16 protein-coding genes and 4 pseudogenes are annotated in these 18750 nt (G+C 69.1%); 8 read left to right on the forward strand and 12 right to left on the reverse strand.

Annotated features, from left to right (window positions below; translation table 11 throughout):
• Positions 1 to 77 precede the first annotated feature (77 nt).
• The 3 genes from AB0N07_RS10950 to AB0N07_RS10960 form a co-directional block, all read right to left on the reverse strand.
• Positions 78 to 281 carry a hypothetical protein gene (locus AB0N07_RS10950; RefSeq protein ID WP_365833924.1) on the reverse strand — a complete coding sequence of 68 codons (204 nt, stop codon included), beginning with the start codon at positions 279 to 281 and terminating at the stop codon, positions 78 to 80.
• A gap of 2 nt (positions 282 to 283) precedes the next feature.
• A complete protein-coding gene (locus tag AB0N07_RS10955) occupies positions 284 to 679 on the reverse strand; it encodes a hypothetical protein (protein ID WP_365833925.1) in 396 nt (131 codons plus the stop codon).
• A 172-nt stretch (positions 680 to 851) separates the two neighbouring features.
• Positions 852 to 1337: a DUF317 domain-containing protein gene (locus AB0N07_RS10960; protein WP_365833926.1), complete on the reverse strand. Its 486-nt coding sequence runs from the start codon at positions 1335 to 1337 to the stop codon at positions 852 to 854.
• Between the two features lie 284 nt (positions 1338 to 1621).
• On the opposite strand from AB0N07_RS10960, the gene AB0N07_RS10965 reads away from it, so the two are divergent.
• Entirely contained in the window at positions 1622 to 1822 is a 201-nt protein-coding gene (locus tag AB0N07_RS10965; protein ID WP_365833927.1) for a hypothetical protein, read from the forward strand.
• A gap of 91 nt (positions 1823 to 1913) precedes the next feature.
• Here the strand turns inward: AB0N07_RS10965 and AB0N07_RS10970 are convergent, their stop codons facing one another.
• The 6 genes and pseudogenes from AB0N07_RS10970 to AB0N07_RS10995 form a co-directional block, all read right to left on the reverse strand.
• Positions 1914 to 2603: a response regulator transcription factor gene (locus AB0N07_RS10970; RefSeq protein WP_365833928.1), complete on the reverse strand. Its 690-nt coding sequence runs from the start codon at positions 2601 to 2603 to the stop codon at positions 1914 to 1916.
• Complete coding sequence (locus AB0N07_RS10975; RefSeq protein ID WP_365833929.1) at positions 2600 to 3745, reverse strand: histidine kinase; 1146 nt, start codon at positions 3743 to 3745, stop codon at positions 2600 to 2602. The genes AB0N07_RS10970 and AB0N07_RS10975 overlap by 4 nt, the downstream gene beginning before the upstream one ends.
• A 151-nt stretch (positions 3746 to 3896) precedes the next feature.
• The gene (locus AB0N07_RS10980; protein WP_365833930.1) at positions 3897 to 4463 is read right to left on the reverse strand and encodes a hypothetical protein; all 567 of its coding nucleotides are present in this window, start codon (positions 4461 to 4463) and stop codon (positions 3897 to 3899) included.
• Positions 4464 to 4793: 330 nt separating this feature from the next.
• Positions 4794 to 4976: a hypothetical protein gene (locus AB0N07_RS10985; RefSeq protein WP_365833931.1), complete on the reverse strand. Its 183-nt coding sequence runs from the start codon at positions 4974 to 4976 to the stop codon at positions 4794 to 4796.
• An 82-nt stretch (positions 4977 to 5058) separates the two neighbouring features.
• A pseudogene (locus tag AB0N07_RS10990) lies at positions 5059 to 5892 on the reverse strand (Tn3 family transposase).
• A pseudogene (locus AB0N07_RS10995) lies at positions 5853 to 6044 on the reverse strand (Tn3 family transposase); the annotation flags it as partial. The pseudogenes AB0N07_RS10995 and AB0N07_RS10990, both read right to left, overlap by 40 nt.
• Positions 6045 to 6413: 369 nt before the next feature.
• Here AB0N07_RS10995 and AB0N07_RS11000 point away from each other — a divergent pair.
• The 5 genes and pseudogenes from AB0N07_RS11000 to AB0N07_RS11020 form a co-directional block, all read left to right on the forward strand.
• The gene (locus tag AB0N07_RS11000) at positions 6414 to 6929 is read left to right on the forward strand and encodes a hypothetical protein (protein WP_365833932.1); all 516 of its coding nucleotides are present in this window, start codon (positions 6414 to 6416) and stop codon (positions 6927 to 6929) included.
• A gap of 592 nt (positions 6930 to 7521) precedes the next feature.
• Complete coding sequence (locus tag AB0N07_RS11005; protein ID WP_365833933.1) at positions 7522 to 7716, forward strand: hypothetical protein; 195 nt, start codon at positions 7522 to 7524, stop codon at positions 7714 to 7716.
• Between the two features lie 255 nt (positions 7717 to 7971).
• Positions 7972 to 8661, forward strand: a complete 690-nt coding sequence (locus AB0N07_RS11010; RefSeq protein ID WP_365833934.1) for a hypothetical protein — start codon at positions 7972 to 7974, stop codon at positions 8659 to 8661.
• A gap of 74 nt (positions 8662 to 8735) precedes the next feature.
• Positions 8736 to 8948: pseudogene (locus AB0N07_RS11015) on the forward strand (transposase); the annotation flags it as partial.
• Between the two features lie 47 nt (positions 8949 to 8995).
• Positions 8996 to 9625, forward strand: a pseudogene (locus AB0N07_RS11020) (amidohydrolase family protein); the annotation flags it as partial.
• Between the two features lie 112 nt (positions 9626 to 9737).
• On the opposite strand, the gene AB0N07_RS11025 reads toward AB0N07_RS11020, so the two are convergent.
• Complete coding sequence (locus tag AB0N07_RS11025; RefSeq protein ID WP_365833935.1) at positions 9738 to 10958, reverse strand: metallophosphoesterase; 1221 nt, start codon at positions 10956 to 10958, stop codon at positions 9738 to 9740.
• Positions 10959 to 11464: 506 nt separating this feature from the next.
• On the opposite strand from AB0N07_RS11025, the gene AB0N07_RS11030 reads away from it, so the two are divergent.
• Complete coding sequence (locus tag AB0N07_RS11030) at positions 11465 to 11752, forward strand: hypothetical protein (RefSeq protein WP_365833936.1); 288 nt, start codon at positions 11465 to 11467, stop codon at positions 11750 to 11752.
• 385 nt (positions 11753 to 12137) lie between these two features.
• Here the strand turns inward: AB0N07_RS11030 and AB0N07_RS11035 are convergent, their stop codons facing one another.
• Positions 12138 to 13622: an RICIN domain-containing protein gene (locus AB0N07_RS11035; RefSeq protein ID WP_365833937.1), complete on the reverse strand. Its 1485-nt coding sequence runs from the start codon at positions 13620 to 13622 to the stop codon at positions 12138 to 12140.
• Positions 13623 to 13935: 313 nt separating this feature from the next.
• Here AB0N07_RS11035 and AB0N07_RS11040 point away from each other — a divergent pair, with 313 nt between their 5' ends.
• Positions 13936 to 15861: a glycoside hydrolase family 97 catalytic domain-containing protein gene (locus AB0N07_RS11040; protein WP_365833938.1), complete on the forward strand. Its 1926-nt coding sequence runs from the start codon at positions 13936 to 13938 to the stop codon at positions 15859 to 15861.
• Between the two features lie 681 nt (positions 15862 to 16542).
• Here the strand turns inward: AB0N07_RS11040 and AB0N07_RS11045 are convergent.
• Positions 16543 to 18591, reverse strand: coding sequence for a family 43 glycosylhydrolase (locus AB0N07_RS11045; RefSeq protein WP_365833939.1), 2049 nt, complete (start codon positions 18589 to 18591; stop codon positions 16543 to 16545).
• Positions 18592 to 18750 lie beyond the last annotated feature (159 nt).

Genomic DNA, 18750 nt, shown 5'->3' on the forward strand with positions numbered 1-18750 from the left:
CCTGATCCACAAGACCGGCCCCGCCACCTACGCCCTCGCCTGCTGACCCGACACGCTCGACACCGACCAGAAGATCCTTAACTTCCCGGCCTTGGTACTTGCAGCGTCGCGGACACCGGCGTGGTGGACGTGGCAGTCGTCGGGCTCAGCATGTCCTCGACGACGACGGGCGCGGCCCAGGCGGGTCCGGCGGGGACCAGGGCCAGGAACATCGCCACCGCGACGAGCCCGGCGTGGTAGCGGATCGAGGCCATGGCGGCCGTGATGGCGAGGCGGCTCATGGTCAACTCACCGTGACCGTGTAGGGCTTGGCGTTGTTGCCCGGGGTCGTGTCGTCCGGGCTGGACACGGTGATCGTGCCGCCCGACAGAACAGCTCCGTGCGGGATGCCGGACTGGACTTGGAGGGGGATCTGCACGGTGGCGGACTGCAGCCTGTACAGCCCGGCGGGGAAGTCGCACGTGACGGTGCTTCCGTTCTCGTCGGTTGTGCAGGACGAGGGGAAGAACGGTCCGACGGCCGAGGTGCCGCTGGGCACGGTGACCTTGACGGTGAAGATGGAAGCCGTCTGGTCCGGTCCGTAATTGACGATCAGGGCCCGAAGTTCGCTCCTGCCGGCGGGCTGGACGCGGTCGGTGCTGACGGACGCGACCCCCAGGTTCGAGCGGGAGGGGGCCATGTCACGCTGGGGCGCCTGTCGCGAGGTCGTCGTGTGCGGCCGGGGTCGTAGCTGGCCGGCCGTGGCCGGCGCCGCTCCGGCCATGCACAGGGCGGCAGCCAGAGCGAGTCGGCACACGAGCGGCGTCCGCAGCCGGGACGCCTGGACCGCCCTCTCAAAACGTGAGCAGACGTTACGAACAGTCATACCGCATACGGATACACAGGGAAGACGCGATTGTGTCACGCCGCACGTGCCGACGGTCCCCGGACCACTCCAACAGTGCAGGCACCCCTTCGCCCATTGCCGGGCGGTGACCCCGAGCGGGTGAGGGTCCACGCCCGACGGGTCCGGGAGCGCGGGCAGCTTCACCGCGCGGTCGGCGGGCAGCCCTCGCGGGCTGCCAGGAGAGCGCCGTCCTGATGGCCCACGTACTGGTGCTGCCGTGGGCGGCTCGGTCGATTCTGACGATGCCGTCGGGTGAGACAAGGGCGTTGTCGATGCTGGGCGAGTGCCATCCGGCCTTGCGCAACGGTTCGAAGTGGTCGATTCCCATGGGCTTGGCGGGGTCGGTGAGGGCGTCGGTGAACGCTGTGATGATCTCGAAGGGCGTGCGGGCGCCGAAGGTGGCGCAGCGAGCCGGCTGTTCATCGACGCGCGTGTGCTGCACGGTCCGCATCGGCGCGATTCTCGGCGCCCTCCGGCCGCTGCTCGCCGAAGACCTCGCCCCCGACTGGCCGCCACAGGAGTCCCGCGCGGCTGCCCAGGCTCGAACATCTGGATGGGGAAGCTGACGCTTCCGTTGGGGAATTGCGTGGCGTTCCACAGCTTCGTTCGCCAATCATCAGCCCCTATACGTAGGGGGCCGCTGTTGACCGTATGCGCCGCCGGGCCGGACCTGTTGCTGCACGGGGCCGCGGCCGGTGACGGTATCTGCTGTGCTCCGACGGGCTGTCCACCGTCGTGGCGGCCGAGTCGCTGCGCGAGGTACTGACCGGGCCGGGCAGGCCGCAGCAGGAGCTGGAGGAGTTGGTCATACGGGCGTACGCCGCCAGCGCCCCCGACAACATCGCCTGCGCTGTCGCGGACGTGGTCGGGCTGGAGAAACCGGCCGCCGTGGATGCCGATCGGCCGAAGACGCGGCGTATGAGCACGCGTGGATGATCCGGGACGCCAACGGCTACCAGGGGTGTGAGAACTGGTAAGGCGTGAAACGGGCAATCAGTTGGTCTTGAAGCCCTGGCGGGCCCGGCCGTCACCTGTTCCGCTGGGCTGGGCCCTCCTCGGTGTGGATCCCATGCCGGTGCGCGTACACGATGGCTTGCGGGCGGTCGCGGCTGCCGGTCTTGGTGAAGATCTGATTGATGTGGGTCTTTACCGTGGAGCGGCTCAGGTACAGCCTGGCGGCGATCTCCGCGTTGGACAGTCCCTGCGCGATCAGGCCGAGCACTTGGCCCTCGCGTTCGGTAAGGCCGTCGGGGAGGGTGGCGTCCTTCCTGGGGTGGCCTGGGTCGTTGCGGCGGCTTGCGTGGATCAGGCGGGCGGCGGCGAGGGGGTCGAGCATGGTGTGGCCGGAGACGGCGGCCTTGATGGCGCGGTGGATATCCGCGGCGGAGGCGTTCTTGGTCAGGTAGCCGGTGGCGCCTGCTTCCAGTGCGGCGAGGATGGAGTCGTCGTCGGTGTAGGTGGTGAGTACCACGACGGCCGTGGCCGGACGCTCGGTCTTCAGCCGGCGTGTGGCCTCGACGCCGTCAGTACCGGGCATGTGAAGGTCCATCAAGACCACGTCGGCCTCATATTCGATGGCCAGATCGACGGCCTGAGCGCCGTCCGCGGCCATCCCGGCGACGTGCACCCCGTCGACGGCGCTGAGAATGGTGGCCAGGCCCTCGCGCACGACCTGGTGGTCGTCAGCGATGATCACGGAGGTCGGTGTGGGGCTCATCGGTCACTCCCGTCGCTGCGGTTGCCCGGGTTGGCCTGTTGGTAGGGGATTCGTGCGGTGACCTGCCATCCGCCGTCGGGCGTAGGGCCCGCCTGAAGATCGCCGCACGTCTGCTCGACGCGTTCCCTCATGCCCCGGAGCCCGAACCCGCCGCCGCTCGCGCGCGGCGCCGGGGGTGTGTCCGGGCCCGGGGCGGGTCTGGTATTGCCGACTTGTACGGTCACGTCCCGCGGACCGAAGCCGACCCGCGCGCTCACGCGCGTGCCGGGGGCATGTTTGGCGGCGTTGGTCAGTGCTTCCTGGATGAGCCGGTAGAGCGTGAGCGTGGTGTCGGCTTCGAGCTCTTGCCAGCCACCATCCAGCTCGAGCTCTGCCTGATGGAGTTCGCAGAGCCGTTCGAGCTGTGCGGCCAGCGGTGCGCTCTCACCGCGCAGCGCGCGGACCGCCTGGCGTGCCTCGTCCAGGCCCGTGCTGACCAGCTCGTGGCCGAGCTCGATCTGTGTGATGAGCTTCTCGCGCGGCGCGTTGTTGCGGGCGAGGGTGTCGATCGCCGTGAGCTGGATCGACAGGGCGCCGAGGGTATGGGCGAGCACATCGTGCAGTTCGCGGCCGAGACGGTTGCGCTCACCGGCGAGTTCCGCCTCGGCCCGAGCGAGCTCGGTACGCCGGCGTTCCGTGGCGACCAGCGTGCTGCGCCGGGCTCGCTGGTCGATCTCGCGTCGGCTCGCACCGGCCACCAGTCCGGCGAGGGCCACAGCGGCGGTGGCCAGTAGGCGCCCGGGAAACGGCCCGTGAGGGATCGCTGCGAGACAGTGGGCGACGGGGCCGACGGTGGACAGCACGAGAGCGGCGACCGGATCGAATGCGACGGCGGCCATGCTCGCCGCGACACCGGTGAAGATCAGCCCGTTGGTATCGGTGACGGCGATCACCGCCCCGGCCGCGCACATCACCGCGGCGACCACGGCCACGTGGCCACCGCGGGTGCCGACGATCAGGGCAAGCCACGCCAGCGAGGCGACGGCCAGGGCGACGGGCGCCACGATCCCCGGGTCGGCGGGGAGTGTGACGACGTTGATCCAGATCGACACCCCCAGCCCCGCCAGCATGACCACGACGCGCGCCCGCGGGTCGGGGATCATACCGCTTAGCCCAATCCCGGGATGGTCCGCGGCCGGCCTGAATCTGCGGGTGATACTCATCGGTCCTGATTATCCCAGGACGGCGGGCCTGAAGAGCGTGCCCGAAGCGCGCGGACAGTGCGGATGAGCAGGGTGAGCAGCGGTGTGAGGATCACCGGGCAACGCCCATCGCATGCGCGGCGCCCACGACCGGGACGGCCTGGGCCCGGCACGCGCGGCCTCGCGCCCACAGCCCCAGACTGCGGAACAGGCTCATGCTCACGGACAGGAAGATGAAGCCGTTCGCCAGAGCGGTGCCACTCAGGTGGTGGGTGGCCATGAACACGCCGAGCCCCACCGGAAAGATGTGCTGGGCGCCATAGGCGAAGGCGAGCCGGGCGACGGCCACAGCGATCCAGACCGCCGCGTAACCAGCCCCCGAGCGGCTGACCGCAGCGGGTCTGCCCGGGGCGGGCGAGGTGCGCGGCCGGCGCCATCGCCAATCCGGCTGGTAGTCGACGGACACCAGCAGCGGGCAGACCGAGAACAGCCCGAGCGCCGCCCCGGCCAGCGCGCTGACGCCTTGCAGCAGCAGGTCGTTGCGGCCGGTGGGCAGCGAAGTGAAGAAGAACGGCACGATGAGGGCGACGCCGATGATCGGCCGTCCCACCCGGAACCAGCCGATCTTGCGGCGGCCGAGATCGGACTCGAGCACCACGGCCAGGATCACCAGCTGCATGATCACGATGTTTGGTGTCATGCCCCCACCCTCGCCGCGATGCCCGGTCCTGCCATCGGCCTCCGGGCTGGTCACCGGGTGGGGATGCGAGGGCGGGGGGTGGAGACCGCGGTCCACCCCCTCTGGCGATGGCCGCGGTGGAATGGATCACCTGCCGGTCATCGCGGCGGCCGCCCATATGCGGCCCCGTCGGCTCGGTGCTCCCGAAGCTACCGCCAAGTGACAAGTAGCGCTCTGTAACTGACAGTCCGGGCGTACGGAAACCTTCGTTCGCGAGGTGATTTCCGCAGGGGGCGGCGCCCTTGCTCCAGCGTCACGCGGAGCTGCATGTCACTTCGGCGTAGCTTCGGGAGTCCCAATCCGACACCGGGCGCCGGGGTGACACCCTTGGAGACCCTCGTTCAGGGAGTGCAGGGCGATGGCGACGGCCAGCTCGGCGGCGGGCCCGTCGCCGTGGCTGAAGGTGACGCCCTCGGGGCCGGTCCGGCGTCCGTACTGCTCGCGTTCGGTCATCATGTCTCCGTCGTCGTTCTGGCGGTGTCATCCGCCGGGGTGCGGGGGCGGGACACGGGCAGCCCCAGGCCGAGGCGTTTGTTCATGTCCAGGCGGAAGGTGCCGTACGGGTTGATGCCGACCAGAACAGCGCGGTCAGACCGCGCCGGTCCTCATCGTTCAGCTTCTTCGCCCATGCGGGTTCGGCGAGGATCTGCTCCACCAGCAGCGTGTTGACGTGCACGAGCGCGGACTGCAGCAGATGCAGCGCAAGCATGCTGGTCTCGGCGTGCTCCCTGTCCGGGCCGGTCAGCGCGCCGTCCTTGCCGTAGTGGAACACGGTGTTCGCGCTGTTCCAGTTCTCCACCCCCTGCAGCCCGCCGTGGATCTCGTGGTGCAAGTCGGGGCTGGCGAGGTAGTCGCAGGCGAAGATGGTGCGACCGCGCGACCGAGTTCTTCCAGCGCGGCGCAAGTGGGGTGCTTGGGGCCGCTGCGGGTGACGCGGCGCAGCACCGGCTCGGCCTCCGCCGTGCCCGAGCGGAGCGCGGTGGCGTACTTGACCATCTGGTCGTACTGCTGGGCGATCAGGTCCCACTTGGTACAGCCGGATGCTGCCGATGTTCTTCAGCCGGGGCAGCAGCCGGAAGTTCAGCAGCTCGGTGATGGCGAACCCGACCACCGAGGCGCAGTGGGCGTCGACGTGGTTGGCTTCGATCTCGGCGTCCGTGCAGTGCCGCAGCAGGCCCTCTGCCATCGCCGCGACCTCGGACGACGAGCAGCTCTTGAGCTGGGAGTAGATACAGACGTTCTTCTTCTCCACGGGCCAGTAGATCTGCCGCCGTTGCCGCCGTAGCGGGCGCGGTACTCGGTCATGAAGTTGGACGACCAGGACCCGAACTTCTTCGAGTCCGACGCGCACGCCGTGCCCGGGCCCCACCTTGCGGTGTGGCGGGCGGCGAAGGTGGCGTTGACCAACTTCGTCACGGCGGCCCGCAGGTTGTCGACGGTGATGAAGTGCCGACGCACGTGCCGTAGTGCCGCCTCACTCTCGCCGTGTTCGCCGGTTGCCACGATGGCCCGGACGCCCATGTTCGTGCCCAGCGCGAAGAGGGCGAGCAGCAGCCGGCGCTGCAGCGTGGGCCGGTCGATGCGCTCGTACGCGGCAACGATGTCTCGCCCAGCGCGTTGTCCGAGGCGGCACGCGGTCGGCGCTGGCCGAGCTGGACGGTGGTCGCCGCCTACGTGGCCGCGTGCGGCGAAGACCCAGCCTCCTGGCGACCACGATGGGAAGCACTGCGAGTCCGGGACGAGCAAGCCGCTCCCGCAACCACGGACCCTGTCCAGCCCGAAGGGGAGCAGCCCCTGGTTTCCGTCGATCGGGCGGCAGCCGGGCCCGCACCGAGCGCACCGGCCTCACGGCGGCGCCAGATCGTGGTGCTGGCGGGAACCGTAGCCGCCTTGGCGTTGATCACCGCAGTGCTCCTGGGTCTGAGCGGTCGTCCTGCCGCTCGTTCAAACTCTGCCGCCGCTGCCCCGCGGCCCTCACCAACGCAGGCGAACAGTCCCGGAGCGCACGTACCCATCCGCCGGCAGGGCAGTCTCGTCCTGACCGCCGGTCACGTTGCCGACCTCGACTCCACCACGTCGACCTGGGCTGAACAGACCGAACCGGGGTCGCCCCGAGCGGATGTCTGGTTCGGGGCCAAAGACCGTGCCCTGCACGGTGTCGGCAACAACGACATCGCAGTCCTCCCCAAGAACAGCCCAGGCGGCTTCTGGGCCTGCGCCCTCGACCAGGACTACGGCGCGTCCCTCCACGCCGCGGACATCCGCGCCGGGCGGATCCTGTGCGGGCTCACCGCCGCGAACCGCGTCGCCCAGTTACGGGTGACCTCCGTGCACGACGACGCGGCCGGCGTGCCCGACCGGGTCACGCTGGACATCACGGTGTGGGTGCCCACCCACAGGACCTGACCGTCAGGCAGCTCGGCCGTCATGGCAGCGGCCACCACGCAGGGGGCGACGTCTGGACCCGGCTTTCTGCCGCGTACGCGAGGACTCATCAGGCCTTGAGGGCCCTGGCCGACCGGCTCAACTTCCCTGCGCCTACGCCCGATTCACCGCGGTCGCGGGGCCGCCCGCCGAGAAGCGAGCGAGAATCATCGTCGCAGAGGGGGAGGCCCGCAGTGCCGGGCGGCTGGCCGAGGCCGCGGACATCATCGCCGACCACCCGATCGCGCTGCAGTTGCGCAACCTGCAGGTGCTGGGGGAGATCGTCAAGGAGAAGAACTCCACCATCGTCTTCCCGGCACAGTGCCTGGCCGACGCCCGTGCGGTGGGGCGGTCGTGGCCGAAGAGCAGATGAGCCTGCCGTCGACGGGGAGCCGGACGGTCACGGAGCCCGGACGGTCATGAGACTGTCGGCTCCCGGACCGGTGGCGCGGCGACCGGCTGTGCCCTGTTTGCGTCGACTGGTGTGGAACTTCTCATTCCGGGTGCGCGCAGACTGTCCTCCGATGGCGCTCTGCGGACATGCATCGGCCGGATACGGGACGGGAGCGGTGCGATGACCGAGATACCTCCTGAGGTCTTCGAGACGGTGGCGTACGACGCGCTCAGGGAACCGGCCGACGGAACGGGCGGGGCGGTGGCCCTGGAGGCGCTGACCGGGTACGACGTGCTGCTTCCGGCGCTGGTCGGCTTTCACTGTCCGGCCGGACGACCGGAGCTCGGCCATCTGCTGCTGCCGACACTCGAATGACCCGGGGGAGCAACGACCGTACCGGTGTTCACCTCGGAAGAACGCATGGCGACAGCGCTTCCGGCCGTCCCGTGCCATCGCTCTGTGACGGATGATGCGGCAACTGCGGTCAGCCACACCTGTCACTCCAGGTGGCAGTTACACACAGCGTTCGGCCCTGACCAAGCGGCACTCGACGGTCGGGGCGTGTGTGTGAAGTGCGCGGCGTGCACGCACACTTGGGGGGTATCGGTTTTCGGAAAGGACAGTGCATTCATGGGCCTGACCCGTCGGCTTCTCATACTGCTCTTCGCACCCCTGCTCGCCCTGATGGTGGCGCCCGTGCTGGAGACCGGTTCGGCAGTCGCCGCACCGCAGGCGAAGACGATCTCGATCGCCCAGGCCCGCGGCCTGCCGGTCGGGACAGTAGTCACCGTGGCGGGCTCGGTGACGACTCCCTCCGGTGCCTTCGAATCCAGCTTCGGCGACAAGGGATTCGGGCTCCAGGACAGGACCGCCGGTATCTACGTCAGCCTGCACAGCGACGTGCATGCGTACCCGTATCGGCGCGCACGCATCACCGGCACCCTGCGGGACAGCTCCGGACTGCTGACCCTGGTCCCGGCCGATCCTTCCGATGTCGAGCTCGGTCACAAGGGCCGGCCGGTGAAACCGGAGCGGGTCGGCACCGCCAGGGTCGGAGAGGCCACCGAGGGGCGGCTCGTCAAGGTCGTCGGCAGGATCACTCAAGCACCCACGAGCGACCTCCCCTACGGGTACAAGATGTCCGTCGACGACGGTTCGGGCCCCGTGCCGGTCTTCGTCAATGTGCAGACGGGCATCGACGTCTCCGGTCTGAAGCAGGGGCAGAGGGTGCGGGTGATCGGCTTCAGCAGCCAGTTCGGCACCCACTACGAAATCGATCCGCGGTCGCCGCACGACATCGCGGTGGTCGGGGCCGACTAGTCATGTCTGGAGTTCGGCTCACGATTCGGTGGATCGTCCGCGTTCCGAGGCCCGGTCTTGATAGATCGTCAGTCATGGCGCGAGGCGATCCCACCGACGAGCAGTGGGCCCTGATCGAGCCCCATCTCCCGATCGCCGCAGTGGGGCCCATCCCCGACCTGCGGGAACACTTCAACGCGGTGATGTGGCGCTTCCGCACCGGCAGCCCTTGGCGCGACCTGCCGAACGAGTTCGGGCCCTGGCAGAGCACTTACGACAGCTTCCGCATCTGGGTGGGGCAGGGAGCCTTCCAGCAGTTGCTGGAGGCGGACCTCCAGCGCAAGATCAAGGCGGCCGCGAAAGGGCGGACGGAGTGCGTGCCGCCCGGCGACTGGTCGAGGAGCATCAGGTCCGGGGCTTCAAGTTCCGCCCCGACATGCAGGCGTTCTTCCCGAACGACCGGAAGGCATACCCGCTGTACGAGGCGCTCGAGGAATTGGGCGTCCCCGCGCTCCTCCACACCGGCCAGAGCGGCATCGGCGCGTGCCTGCCCGGGGGCGGCGGCATACGCCGGAAATACTCCAACCCGCTGTACCTCGACGACGTCGCCGCGGACTTCCCGAACCTCAAGATCATCATCGCGCACCCGTCCTTTCCATGGGGCCAGCGCCTGCGCGCCGCCATCGCCCGTGCCCTCGCGCTCGAACCGCGGCTGCTCATCCTCGACGAAGCGGTCGCCGCCCTCGACGTCAGCGTCCAGGCGCAGGTCATCAACCTGCTGGCCGACCTGCGCGCCGAGACCGGCGTGGCGTACCTCTGCATCTCCCACGGCCTGGGCGTCGTACGGCAGATCAGCGACGACTGCGTCGTCATGCACCGGGGCCGCGTCGTGGAAGCGGGCCGCACCACCGCCGTCCTGGACGACCCACAGGACCCCTACACCCGGCGTCTGCTGTCCGCCGTGCCCCGGCTCGGCTGGGTCCCGCGCCGCCGCCAACGCGCATGCCGGTGCCCCACTACCAGCCCATGTGCTGCCGGGAGTGCCTCTGAAGCCGGCTCGTGGACTGTTCCAGCCAGATTTGTTGGCCCGCCCCGTGCTACGGCGAGGTGGGCAGGTGCGGTGAGCGGAGTACGAGCAGGGTGATCTCGCTGGGGGCGAAGATGCGGAACGGCGGGCCCCAGAAGCCGGTGCCGCGGCTGGTGTAGAGGAGGGTGCGGGTGCCGTGGCGGCTCAGGCCCGCGATGACGGGCTGGTCGAGGCGGACCAGGTGGTGGAAGGGCCAGATCTGGCCGCCGTGGGTGTGGCCGGAGAGCTGGAGGTCGATGCCGGCGGCCGCAGCCCGGTCGACGAACTTGGGCTGGTGTGCCAGGAGCAGGACGGGCAGGGCAGGGTCGGCGCCGTCCAAGGCTCCGGCGAGGTGGGCGCGGTGGCCTGCCAAGCCGGAGGACTCGGCGGTGACGTCATCCACGCCGGCGACCACGAGGGTGTCGCCACCGCGTTCGAGCAGCAGATGGCGGTTGCGCAGCGGCTGCCAGCCCAGCTCGTCCATCAGGTCGACCCAGCCCTGCGCCTCGCTGTAGTACTCGTGGTTGCCGGTGACGTAGACCCGGCCTCGGGTGGCCCGCACGGTACTGAGCGGGAGGGCCTGGGCGCGGCGGCGTTCGGCCGTGCCGTCCGCGATGTCGCCGGTGTGGCAGACCAGGTCGGCTTCCAGAGTGTTCACCGTCTCGCACACCCGGGCCGACCAGCGGGCGCGATCGAGTGGGCCGTAGTGGGTGTCGGTGATGAGCACGACGCGCAGGCCGTCCAACCCGGTACCCAGCCGCGGGAGTTGCACGTCGAGCCGGCGCACGCGTGGCACGCGACGGGCCTGGGAGTACCCCCAGACGAGCAGCGCGGCGGCTACGCCGAGTACGGCCCAAGTGACGATCCGGGCCCGGTCCTGACTCTCGCCGACACCGGTCACGGTCAGGGCGAGCCGCAACGGGACGCCGAGCACAACGGACCAGGTGAACAGAACCCAGCTGGTGCCCAGCAGGATGTCACCGACGATCGCCGCCCGGTCCTGCTGGCGCCGACCGTGGCCGCGCGCCATCGCGAGCGGCATACCAGTCAGGCCGAAGGCGAACAGGACGGTACCGGGCAGTGTGACGGGCAGCGGCCAGTGCTGGCCGGTGTACAGGAGCATCCAGCAGGGCACGGCCCACAGCAGGACGGGGGCGATCAGGGGGATGTATTGCATCAGGCGGTGCAGTCGGCTCTGCCGCGGCGCCTGCGCTTCACTCTCGGCGGGCCGGGTGTTGCTGGTGTCGGTCACGCTTCCCCTCCCTGCCGGGCTGCTGTCTCGCGCAGAGTATGCAGAGTATCCGGTCGTCCTCGGGCTCGTGTGCGCACTACTGCGCGACTCCGGCACGTGAACTGACAGCCGGTGCTGGGGACCTGAGCGTACCTGTGGCGGCTGCCGGCGCCATGGCCCACGAAACGGTGCTGCGACTCACGCCCGGGCTGTGCGTTTCAGATGTGTGTGGAAGAACGCCTCGATGCGTTGCCACGCGTCCGCAGAGGCCCCGAGGTCAGTGGAAGGCCGGTTCGCGTTCCTCGACGTCTCGCTGGAAGGCCGCTGGGGCGGGCTGATCAGCGGCGACCGGGTCTTCGTCGACTTCGCGCAGTGTGGGGCGGCTACGACGGCAGCGGCCTGGTCATCCGTTCTCCCGAACCGGTGGACTTCCACCCGCTGCGGCGGCTCATGCGGTGGGTGAACGCCGAGGGGCCCCGGGGTCCGGCCTCCCGGCCGGGGGCAAGGGATGAGGCGATCATCCGGCTGTGCTGCGACATCGGGTGGCGGTGGCGATCAGCTGCCCTCTCGCCCAGGGCAACGCCACCGCCCACGCGCCCGAACTCGCTGTCAGTTTGAACAATCTCGGCATTCACCTGGCAGCGGCCGAAAGGCGAGCCGAGGCCCTGGCCACCGCTGAAGAAGCCGTGCAGGTCACCCTGCGGCTTGCCGAGGCAGTCCCCGTCGCGCGCCAGAGCGCACTGGCAGCAGCACTGCACAACCTGGCCATCCAGCCGGCGGGGGCGGGTGGCTCGAGAACGCCCTGGAAGCGGTAAAGGAGCCCGTGGAGATCTGTCGGGTCCGGCTCCTTGGTGACGTGCTCGGTCCGGCTCGCCGTGGCCGGGCACGCCCAGCGCCGTCGCCTTCGGCGGCGACGTTGGACGGCTCGGTGTACAACCCGTAGGGGACGGCGACTTCGCCGGCCACCCGGCGAGCATGCTCTTGCGGCCGGCCCACCGTTGCCCCACCGGTCCAGCTCGCCTGTGCGACCTGCGGCAGGAAGTCGCGCGCCGTCCGCCGTTCATCGGTGGCTACGCCGCAGGCGACGATCCGGCCGCCGTGTGACGGGTGAAGAACTCCTTGGCGGCGTGGAAGCGTCCCGGGTCAGGAACACATGGCCGACATGGTCGTTGAGCCGCGTCAGCGGTCCCGGCGCATCCGTCAGGAAAGACTCCACTGCTGGCTCGTCGCGCCTGTGCCCGTTTCCTGTTCCACGGCCGCCTGGCTGGTGGTCGAGGCGTTCGCGACACCGATTTCCAGGTCGCTGCCCACGGAGGCGAGCATGTAGGTGCCGCCGGTGTAGCTGCCGACCAGGTCCAAGAACCACTGCTGGTTGATCCCGCCGTTACAGGTCCACTGCTCCAACTGGACCCCGCTGTAGGTCGATTGGTTCGGCACGTCCAGGCACAGGCCGCTCTTGACGCTCTTGAGCGTGTAGATGTTGTCCGCCACCCGGGTGAGGGTCCACTGCTGGTTGGTGCCGCCGGTGGACGGCCACTGGATGATCTTGGCGCCGTTCGCCGTGGAGCCGCTCGACACGTCCATCAGCAGGGAGCTGTTGAGGTTCTTCAGAGTGTGGACGCCCTCAGCGGGGATTCCGCTGCCGGCCGTCCAGGTTCCCGATGAGGTGTCGAGTGACCAGGTGGGGTACTGGCCGAGGTTCACGGTGGTGCCCCTTATGGTCAGGGGCAGCCAGATCAGTTTCGACGCGCCGAGGTCCGAGGTGTTCCAGCGGTCGCCGGCGTAGATGTACGTGGTTCCGGAGGAGCCCTGGACGGTGATGACGTTCGCCGTCTGGCTGCCGTAGGTGTGGGTGCCGGGCGCGGCCAGGTTCCGGAAGGACGACCATGGACCGCTCAGTGAGGTAGCGGTGGCGTAGATGTTGTCGTTGAGGCTCCAGCCCGTCAGGTGGGAGCCGAAGACGTAGTAGGTGCCGTCTTTCTTGATCATGGCGGGTGCCTCGACGCTGCCGGCGCTGCCGAGCACCGTCACCGCGCTGTCCACGGACAGGTAGTCGGCGGACAGTCGGTCGATGCGCAGGCCGTTGTTGCGGTCCTCGCTCAGCAGATAGGCGGTGCCGTCGGTGTCCTGGAACAGGCCGAGGTCGCGGCTGAGGTTGCCCAGCGGCCGGAAGCTTCCCCGGTAGGTGTAGGGGCCGCAGGGGGTGCTGCTGGTGGCCACGCCGACCTTGGCTTCGGAGTAGTTCTGGCTGTCGATGTGCATGTACATCACGTACGTGCTGGTGGACTTGTTGTAGATGACCTTGGGCCGCTCCACGATGCGGCTGGGGCCGAGGTCGCCGCTGGTCTGACCGCTCAGGGCCTGGCCCTGGTAGGTCCAGTCGGCGAGATTGGCGGAGGAGTAGCAGGTGATGTCCTGGAAGGACGTGTCCGACGAGGTCTCGCCGGTCTTGTCCTCGCCGTAGCCGTACCAGGTGTTTCCCACCTTGATGATGCCGAGGCCGTGCAACTGCAGAGTGTTGCCGTTCTGATCGGTGCGTGCGGCACCCGTGGTGAACGAGACCGTGGCCGCGTGCGCCTCGGTCGCCGGAAGCAGCAGCGCCGCAAGGCCTCCCATGAGGGTCAGGAACGCTGCGGCGCCGCGCCACCATCGGCCGGCGGGCGGCCGGGGAACTCGCTTGAACATGTGCGTCCCTCTCTGCCGGGGTTCGACGATCCCTTGATGTCGCGGGGACCAATGAGAGTCGTGGCACGTTCGTGGCGTCAAGGATCGCGTTCGAGTTTGTTTAATCGTGACCGGGCCTAGGAGTGCTCGGTGTGGCGCGTCGGGGTCGCAACTCGCCCGGACTGTCCAGGATTTCGGACAAGTGAGGGGTGTGTGCGGAGGGGTTGACCTTTGGGTCGGGGGAGGCATAGAAACGTCGCGACGGTCAGAATCTGTTACTTGCTGGTTGAGTTTGTTGGAAACCCTATCCAGGCGAGGTGGACCGACTGTGAACATGCCAGGGCGTCAGGAACCTTCCCGCCGCAGTGTGCTCAAGGGCGCGGCTGTCACTGCCGCAACGGCCGCGCTGGGCATCGGCAGCACATATCCGGCCGAGGCCGCAGACGCCTCTGTCACCGCGACGTCGCTCGACGGCACCACCAGCATCACCATGTCGCTGACGGGCGGATCGCTCCAGTGGTCGGCCAGGCGTGACGGCGCGACAGTCGTGGCCAGTTCGGCCATGGGGCTGCGGCTGAGCGACGGAACCACTCTCGGCACCGACGCCGTTCTGACGAACTATCAGCACTGGCACGTCGACACCACCTGGAACCCGTTGTACGGGCGCAACGCCGCCGTCTCCGACGCCTACCAGGAGATGCGCTGGAACCTCCGGGACAACCGCACCTCCATCAACTTCGGTGTCCAGATCCGGGCCTACGCGACCGGCGTCGCGTTCCGTTACGTCCTGCTGGACCCGGGCACCGCCACCATCGCCGGCGAACTGACGACGTTCGTCTTCCCGGACGGAACACTCGTCTACAGCGCGCGGGACGAGGACGAATACAACCCGGTCGCGCCCGGCTCCATCCCGTCCACCGGAACCTCGTCCACGGACACGGGTCCCCTGACCGACCTCCCCCTCACCGCGACCTACAGTGACGGGCTCATCGCCTGCGTCTGCGAGTCGGCCCGCGCGAACTACCCGCGGACGATGCTCAGTTCGGTCTCCGGACAGCCCAACACCCTCGCGACGTACCTGATGCAGCACACGGCCCGCGGCTCCGGGCCGGTCCAGACGACCTCCACCGTCACCACACCGTTCGCCACGTCCTGGCGCGCCGTGGTGATCGGCTCCACCCATGCCGAACTGGTCGACAACGCGGAGCTGGTGCTCAACCTGGCCCCGCCCGCAGCCCTCGCCGACACGTCGTGGATCAAGCCGGGAAAGGTCTTCAGGTGCAATCTGACCACCGCGGACGGGCTGGCGGGCGTCGACTTCGCCGATGCCCGCGGCCTGCAGTACATCGAGTACGACTCGGGGTGGTACGGCCCGGAGCACACCTCGACCGACGCCACGCAGCCGATCTCCGCCATCGACCTGCCCAGGGTCATCTCCTACGCCGCCGGCAAGGGAATCGGCGTCATCCTCTACGTCAACCCCCTGGCCATGAGCAACCCGGACAGCCTGTTCGCCCTGTACCGGAGCTGGGGCGTGGCGGGCGTCAAGCTGGGCTTCATCAACGACGGCACCCAGGCGATGACGAACCAGATCATCGCCTGGGCCAGGACGGCGGCGACGCACAAGCTGCTGATCGACATGCACGACGACGTGCGGCCGTTCGGCTACGAGCGGACCTACCCCAACTGGATCAGTATGGAGGGCGTGCGGGGCAACGAGCACTTCCCGACCGCCACCCACAACGTCACCCTGCCCTTCGCCCGCAACATCGGCGGGCCGATGGACTACACCATCTGCTACGGCCAGTCCCGCGACCGGACGACCAACGCCCACCAGATGGCGATGGCCGCCGTCTACTACCAGCCCCTGGACTTCCTGTACTGGTACAGCGCCCCCTCGCAGTACTCCACTCCCTCCATGTGGCCCGGGCTGCCCTGGTTCGACGCCATCCCCACCGTCTGGGACCAGAGCAGGACCCTCGCCGGTTCGATCGGCGAGTACATCGCCGTCGCACGGCGCAGCGGCTCCACCTGGTACCTGGGGGCGATGACCAACGAGACCGCCCGAACCCTCTCGATCCCGCTGTCCTTCCTCGACAGCGGCACCTACACCGCGACGATCTACGCCGACGGAACGCCGGGCAGCAGCCCGTACCAGACGCCCGTCGCAGTGAGCACACAGACCGTGACCTCGTCGACCACGCTGCGCGTCGCGATGGCCCCCGCGGGCGGCCAGGCAGTCGTCCTGAGCCCTGGATGAGCGGCCGTAACCCCGGATTTCGCCCATCGGGGCCGGTTCGCAGGGGGCGGCCCCATCGAGGGCTCTCCGGCGCCTTGCGATGCACGGATCCAGTCCGGGTTCGGGTGAGATTCGGTGAGCCACCGACCAGACCGGTGGCTCGGCATGAGGCCGTCGGGTCGGCGAACACCGGATGGGCCCGCGCCGTGGCATGACTGGCCGGCCCGCTCGCCGAGCTTCGCCGGAGGTTCCGCGCAAGGCACGACCCGATCCCCGCGTTGCTTGACGTGAGGCAGTCGTGCGGGCGGCTGGGCGGATGGGCGGCGGCTTTCCCAGCCAGTGGCCGTCACCCTGCGCATGCGGCTGACACCTTCCCCCGCCGCGATGCGTGCTGGACGCCGTCGAGCTCGGCATCGGCTACTGCAGGCTGGTCAATCGGGCGAACGGTACGGTCGCCGACGGCGGGGGCGCCACCACGAACGGCTCCGCCGCGTGGAGGTTCCCCGCAACGGTGGCACCAACCAGCAGCGGCAGCGGGCTCCGTGACAGGCAGTGGTCCGGCAACAGCAGCTCCGACGTGCACGGGACCCTCACCGCGGTCCGAGCGGGACGAGCGGGGCCGGGGCAGCCGCTCCGGCCCCGCCACATCGGGCAGGGTCACCTAGTGAGGGTTCGGTTACAGGCCGAACAGCGGCATCGAGGCTAGCCGGTGACGCGGTGGAAGGTCCGCCGCTGGTTGGAGCCGCCGGTGTCGCGGTACTGGATCAGTGCGGCGCCGTCGGCCGTACTGCCTCCACTGACGTCGAGCACCTTGCCGCTGTTGCGGTTGACCAGGACGAATTCGCCTCCGGTCTGCGGGCGCAGCTGCCACTGCTGGCTCGTGCGGCCGTCGGCAGTCATCTGCACGACCCGTGCGCCGTCCGCCAGTGAAGACCCTGCCACGTCGAGCACCTTTCCGCTGTTGACGCAGGTGATGGTGTGGTAGCCGTCCGCGGTGGACTGGAAGGTCCACTGCTGGTTCGGTCTGCCGTTGTCGGGCCACTGGATCACGTAGGCGCCGTCCGCGGTCGAGGCGCCGGAGACGTCGGCGACCTTGCCCCTGCGCACACTGACGCACGTGTAGGCCCTGGTGGGTGCGACGGTGTACTGCACCGAGTCCACATCGACGTAGCCGGTGTTGTTCGGGTTGTAGGTGTAGAGGCCGACCCGGTCGCCGCGGTAGCCGCCCCAGGTGAGCTGGTAGGTGCCGCCGAACGCGGTGAAGGTGTTTCCGTCGAGGCTGTAGGAGAACTGGCTGACGCCGCTCACGTTCCAGGTGGTGCGCAGCCACACGGCGTCCTGCGTGACGGCCGGGCCGTTGGTCAGGGTGCCGCCGACGTTGTGCGCGATCGTGGTGGTGGTGCCGGAGCGCCGCACGCCCAGCCCGGCGTAGGTGGCCGCGTAGTGACACAGCCCGGCGTGCTGGCCGTCGGCGAGGCCGGCCAGTTCGAGGCGGACGGTCACCGTCGCGCCGCCCGCTGTGCGCAGCACGCGTTGGGTGAGGGTGTTGCCGACCTTGGTCAGGGTGTCGGCCGCCAGCGGTGCGAACGCCTTCAACCGCAGGTAGCCGGGGCGTTCGGTCAGCGACCAGTGGTCCGCGCGCGGTTGGTAGTACCACTCCCACTGTGGCCTGATACGGGTGTCGGTGAACAGGTCGCTGGTCACCACGGGGGGCAGCGCGTCGAGGGGCAGACCGGGTGTGCCGCCGGCGGGCACCTGGCCGGTCCAGACCATGTTGCCGATGCCGTCCGCGCCCACCTGGCCCAGGATCGGCCAGCCGTCCACCCAGGTCACGGGCAGCAGGGACAGCGGTCTTCCCTCCCAGTCGCCGTGGCCGTGGTGGGTCACGAAGTACCAGGTGCCGTCCGGCGCCTGCACCAGCCCGCCCTGGTTCGGCTCGCGGTCCACCGAGGCGTTGACGTGCTCCAGTTGCCGGGTCTCGTAGGGGCCGTAGAGGCTGGAGCCGCGGTTCATCATCAGCACTCGGCCCTCGGACTTCACCTCGCTGTACAGGTGGTAGTAGAGGCCGTTGATCTTGTACAGCTTGTTGGCCTCGCTGCCCGGCGACTGGTGGATGACCGTGGGCGAGCCGACCAGCGACTTGCCGTCCGCGGACAGCTTGAACAGGTTTATCTTGTAGCCGTCCGCGTAGTGCGTGGTGACCAGGTAGCCCTGGCCGTCGTCGTCCCAGAACGGGCACGGGTCGTCCCAGCCGGAGGTCCGCCACACCGCCGTCAGCGGATCCCAGGGTCCGGCCGGCGAGGGGGCCGACGTCATGAAGAAACCTTCGTCGGGGCTGTTGAAGTACACCCAGTACCGCCCCGCGTGGAAGCGGATGGCCCCGGCCCACACGCCACGGCCGTAGCGGTTCATCCGGTCCCAGTTCAGCTCCGGTCCGATCTGGGTGACGTCGTCGACCGCGCCGCCCAGTGTCCGCCAGTTGACCAGGTCCTTCGAGTGCAGGACGGCCACGCCGGGCGAGTACCCGAATGTGCTGGTGATGCCGTAGTAGTCGGCGCCGACCCGGATGCAGTCCCAGTCGCTGAAGTCGCCCGGGAGGACGGGGTTGGCGTAGGTGCCGTCGCCCTGGTCGCCCCACGTACCGGCGAAAGGTGTGGCTGCCGCCGTGCTGAGGGGCAGCAGGCCCGGCAGCAGGAGGGACCCGGCGCCGACCGCGGCGAGTCGGCCGAGCTGTCGTCTGGAGATGTCCACGATGGCCGTCCTTGGTCAGGAGTCGTCACTTGGTGGAGGTTTGCCGGGGACGGTGCCGGCCCGCGGTAGGGCGGGACCCTCCCCCCGCTGCTCAATCCACGGTAACAGGCAGCCCCAGCATGGTGTACGGCGTAGTTTGCGTGGTGAGGAACAGCATAG

The organism is Streptomyces sp. NPDC051172 (assembly GCF_040682555.1).
Classification (GTDB): Bacteria; Actinomycetota; Actinomycetes; order Streptomycetales; family Streptomycetaceae; genus Streptomyces.

Coding starts and splice junctions, on each gene's coding strand:
- AB0N07_RS10950 (WP_365833924.1), bottom strand. CDS start 281: ATGAGCCGCCTCGCCATCACGGCCGCCATGGCCTCGATCCGCTACCAC.
- AB0N07_RS10955 (WP_365833925.1), bottom strand. CDS start 679: ATGGCCCCCTCCCGCTCGAACCTGGGGGTCGCGTCCGTCAGCACCGAC.
- AB0N07_RS10960 (WP_365833926.1), bottom strand. CDS start 1,337: ATGCGGACCGTGCAGCACACGCGCGTCGATGAACAGCCGGCTCGCTGC.
- AB0N07_RS10970 (WP_365833928.1), bottom strand. CDS start 2,603: ATGAGCCCCACACCGACCTCCGTGATCATCGCTGACGACCACCAGGTC.
- AB0N07_RS10975 (WP_365833929.1), bottom strand. CDS start 3,745: ATGATCCCCGACCCGCGGGCGCGCGTCGTGGTCATGCTGGCGGGGCTG.
- AB0N07_RS10980 (WP_365833930.1), bottom strand. CDS start 4,463: ATGCAGCTGGTGATCCTGGCCGTGGTGCTCGAGTCCGATCTCGGCCGC.
- AB0N07_RS10985 (WP_365833931.1), bottom strand. CDS start 4,976: ATGACCGAACGCGAGCAGTACGGACGCCGGACCGGCCCCGAGGGCGTC.
- AB0N07_RS11005 (WP_365833933.1), top strand. CDS start 7,522: ATGACCGAGATACCTCCTGAGGTCTTCGAGACGGTGGCGTACGACGCG.
- AB0N07_RS11010 (WP_365833934.1), top strand. CDS start 7,972: ATGGGCCTGACCCGTCGGCTTCTCATACTGCTCTTCGCACCCCTGCTC.
- AB0N07_RS11035 (WP_365833937.1), bottom strand. CDS start 13,622: ATGTTCAAGCGAGTTCCCCGGCCGCCCGCCGGCCGATGGTGGCGCGGC.
- AB0N07_RS11040 (WP_365833938.1), top strand. CDS start 13,936: ATGCCAGGGCGTCAGGAACCTTCCCGCCGCAGTGTGCTCAAGGGCGCG.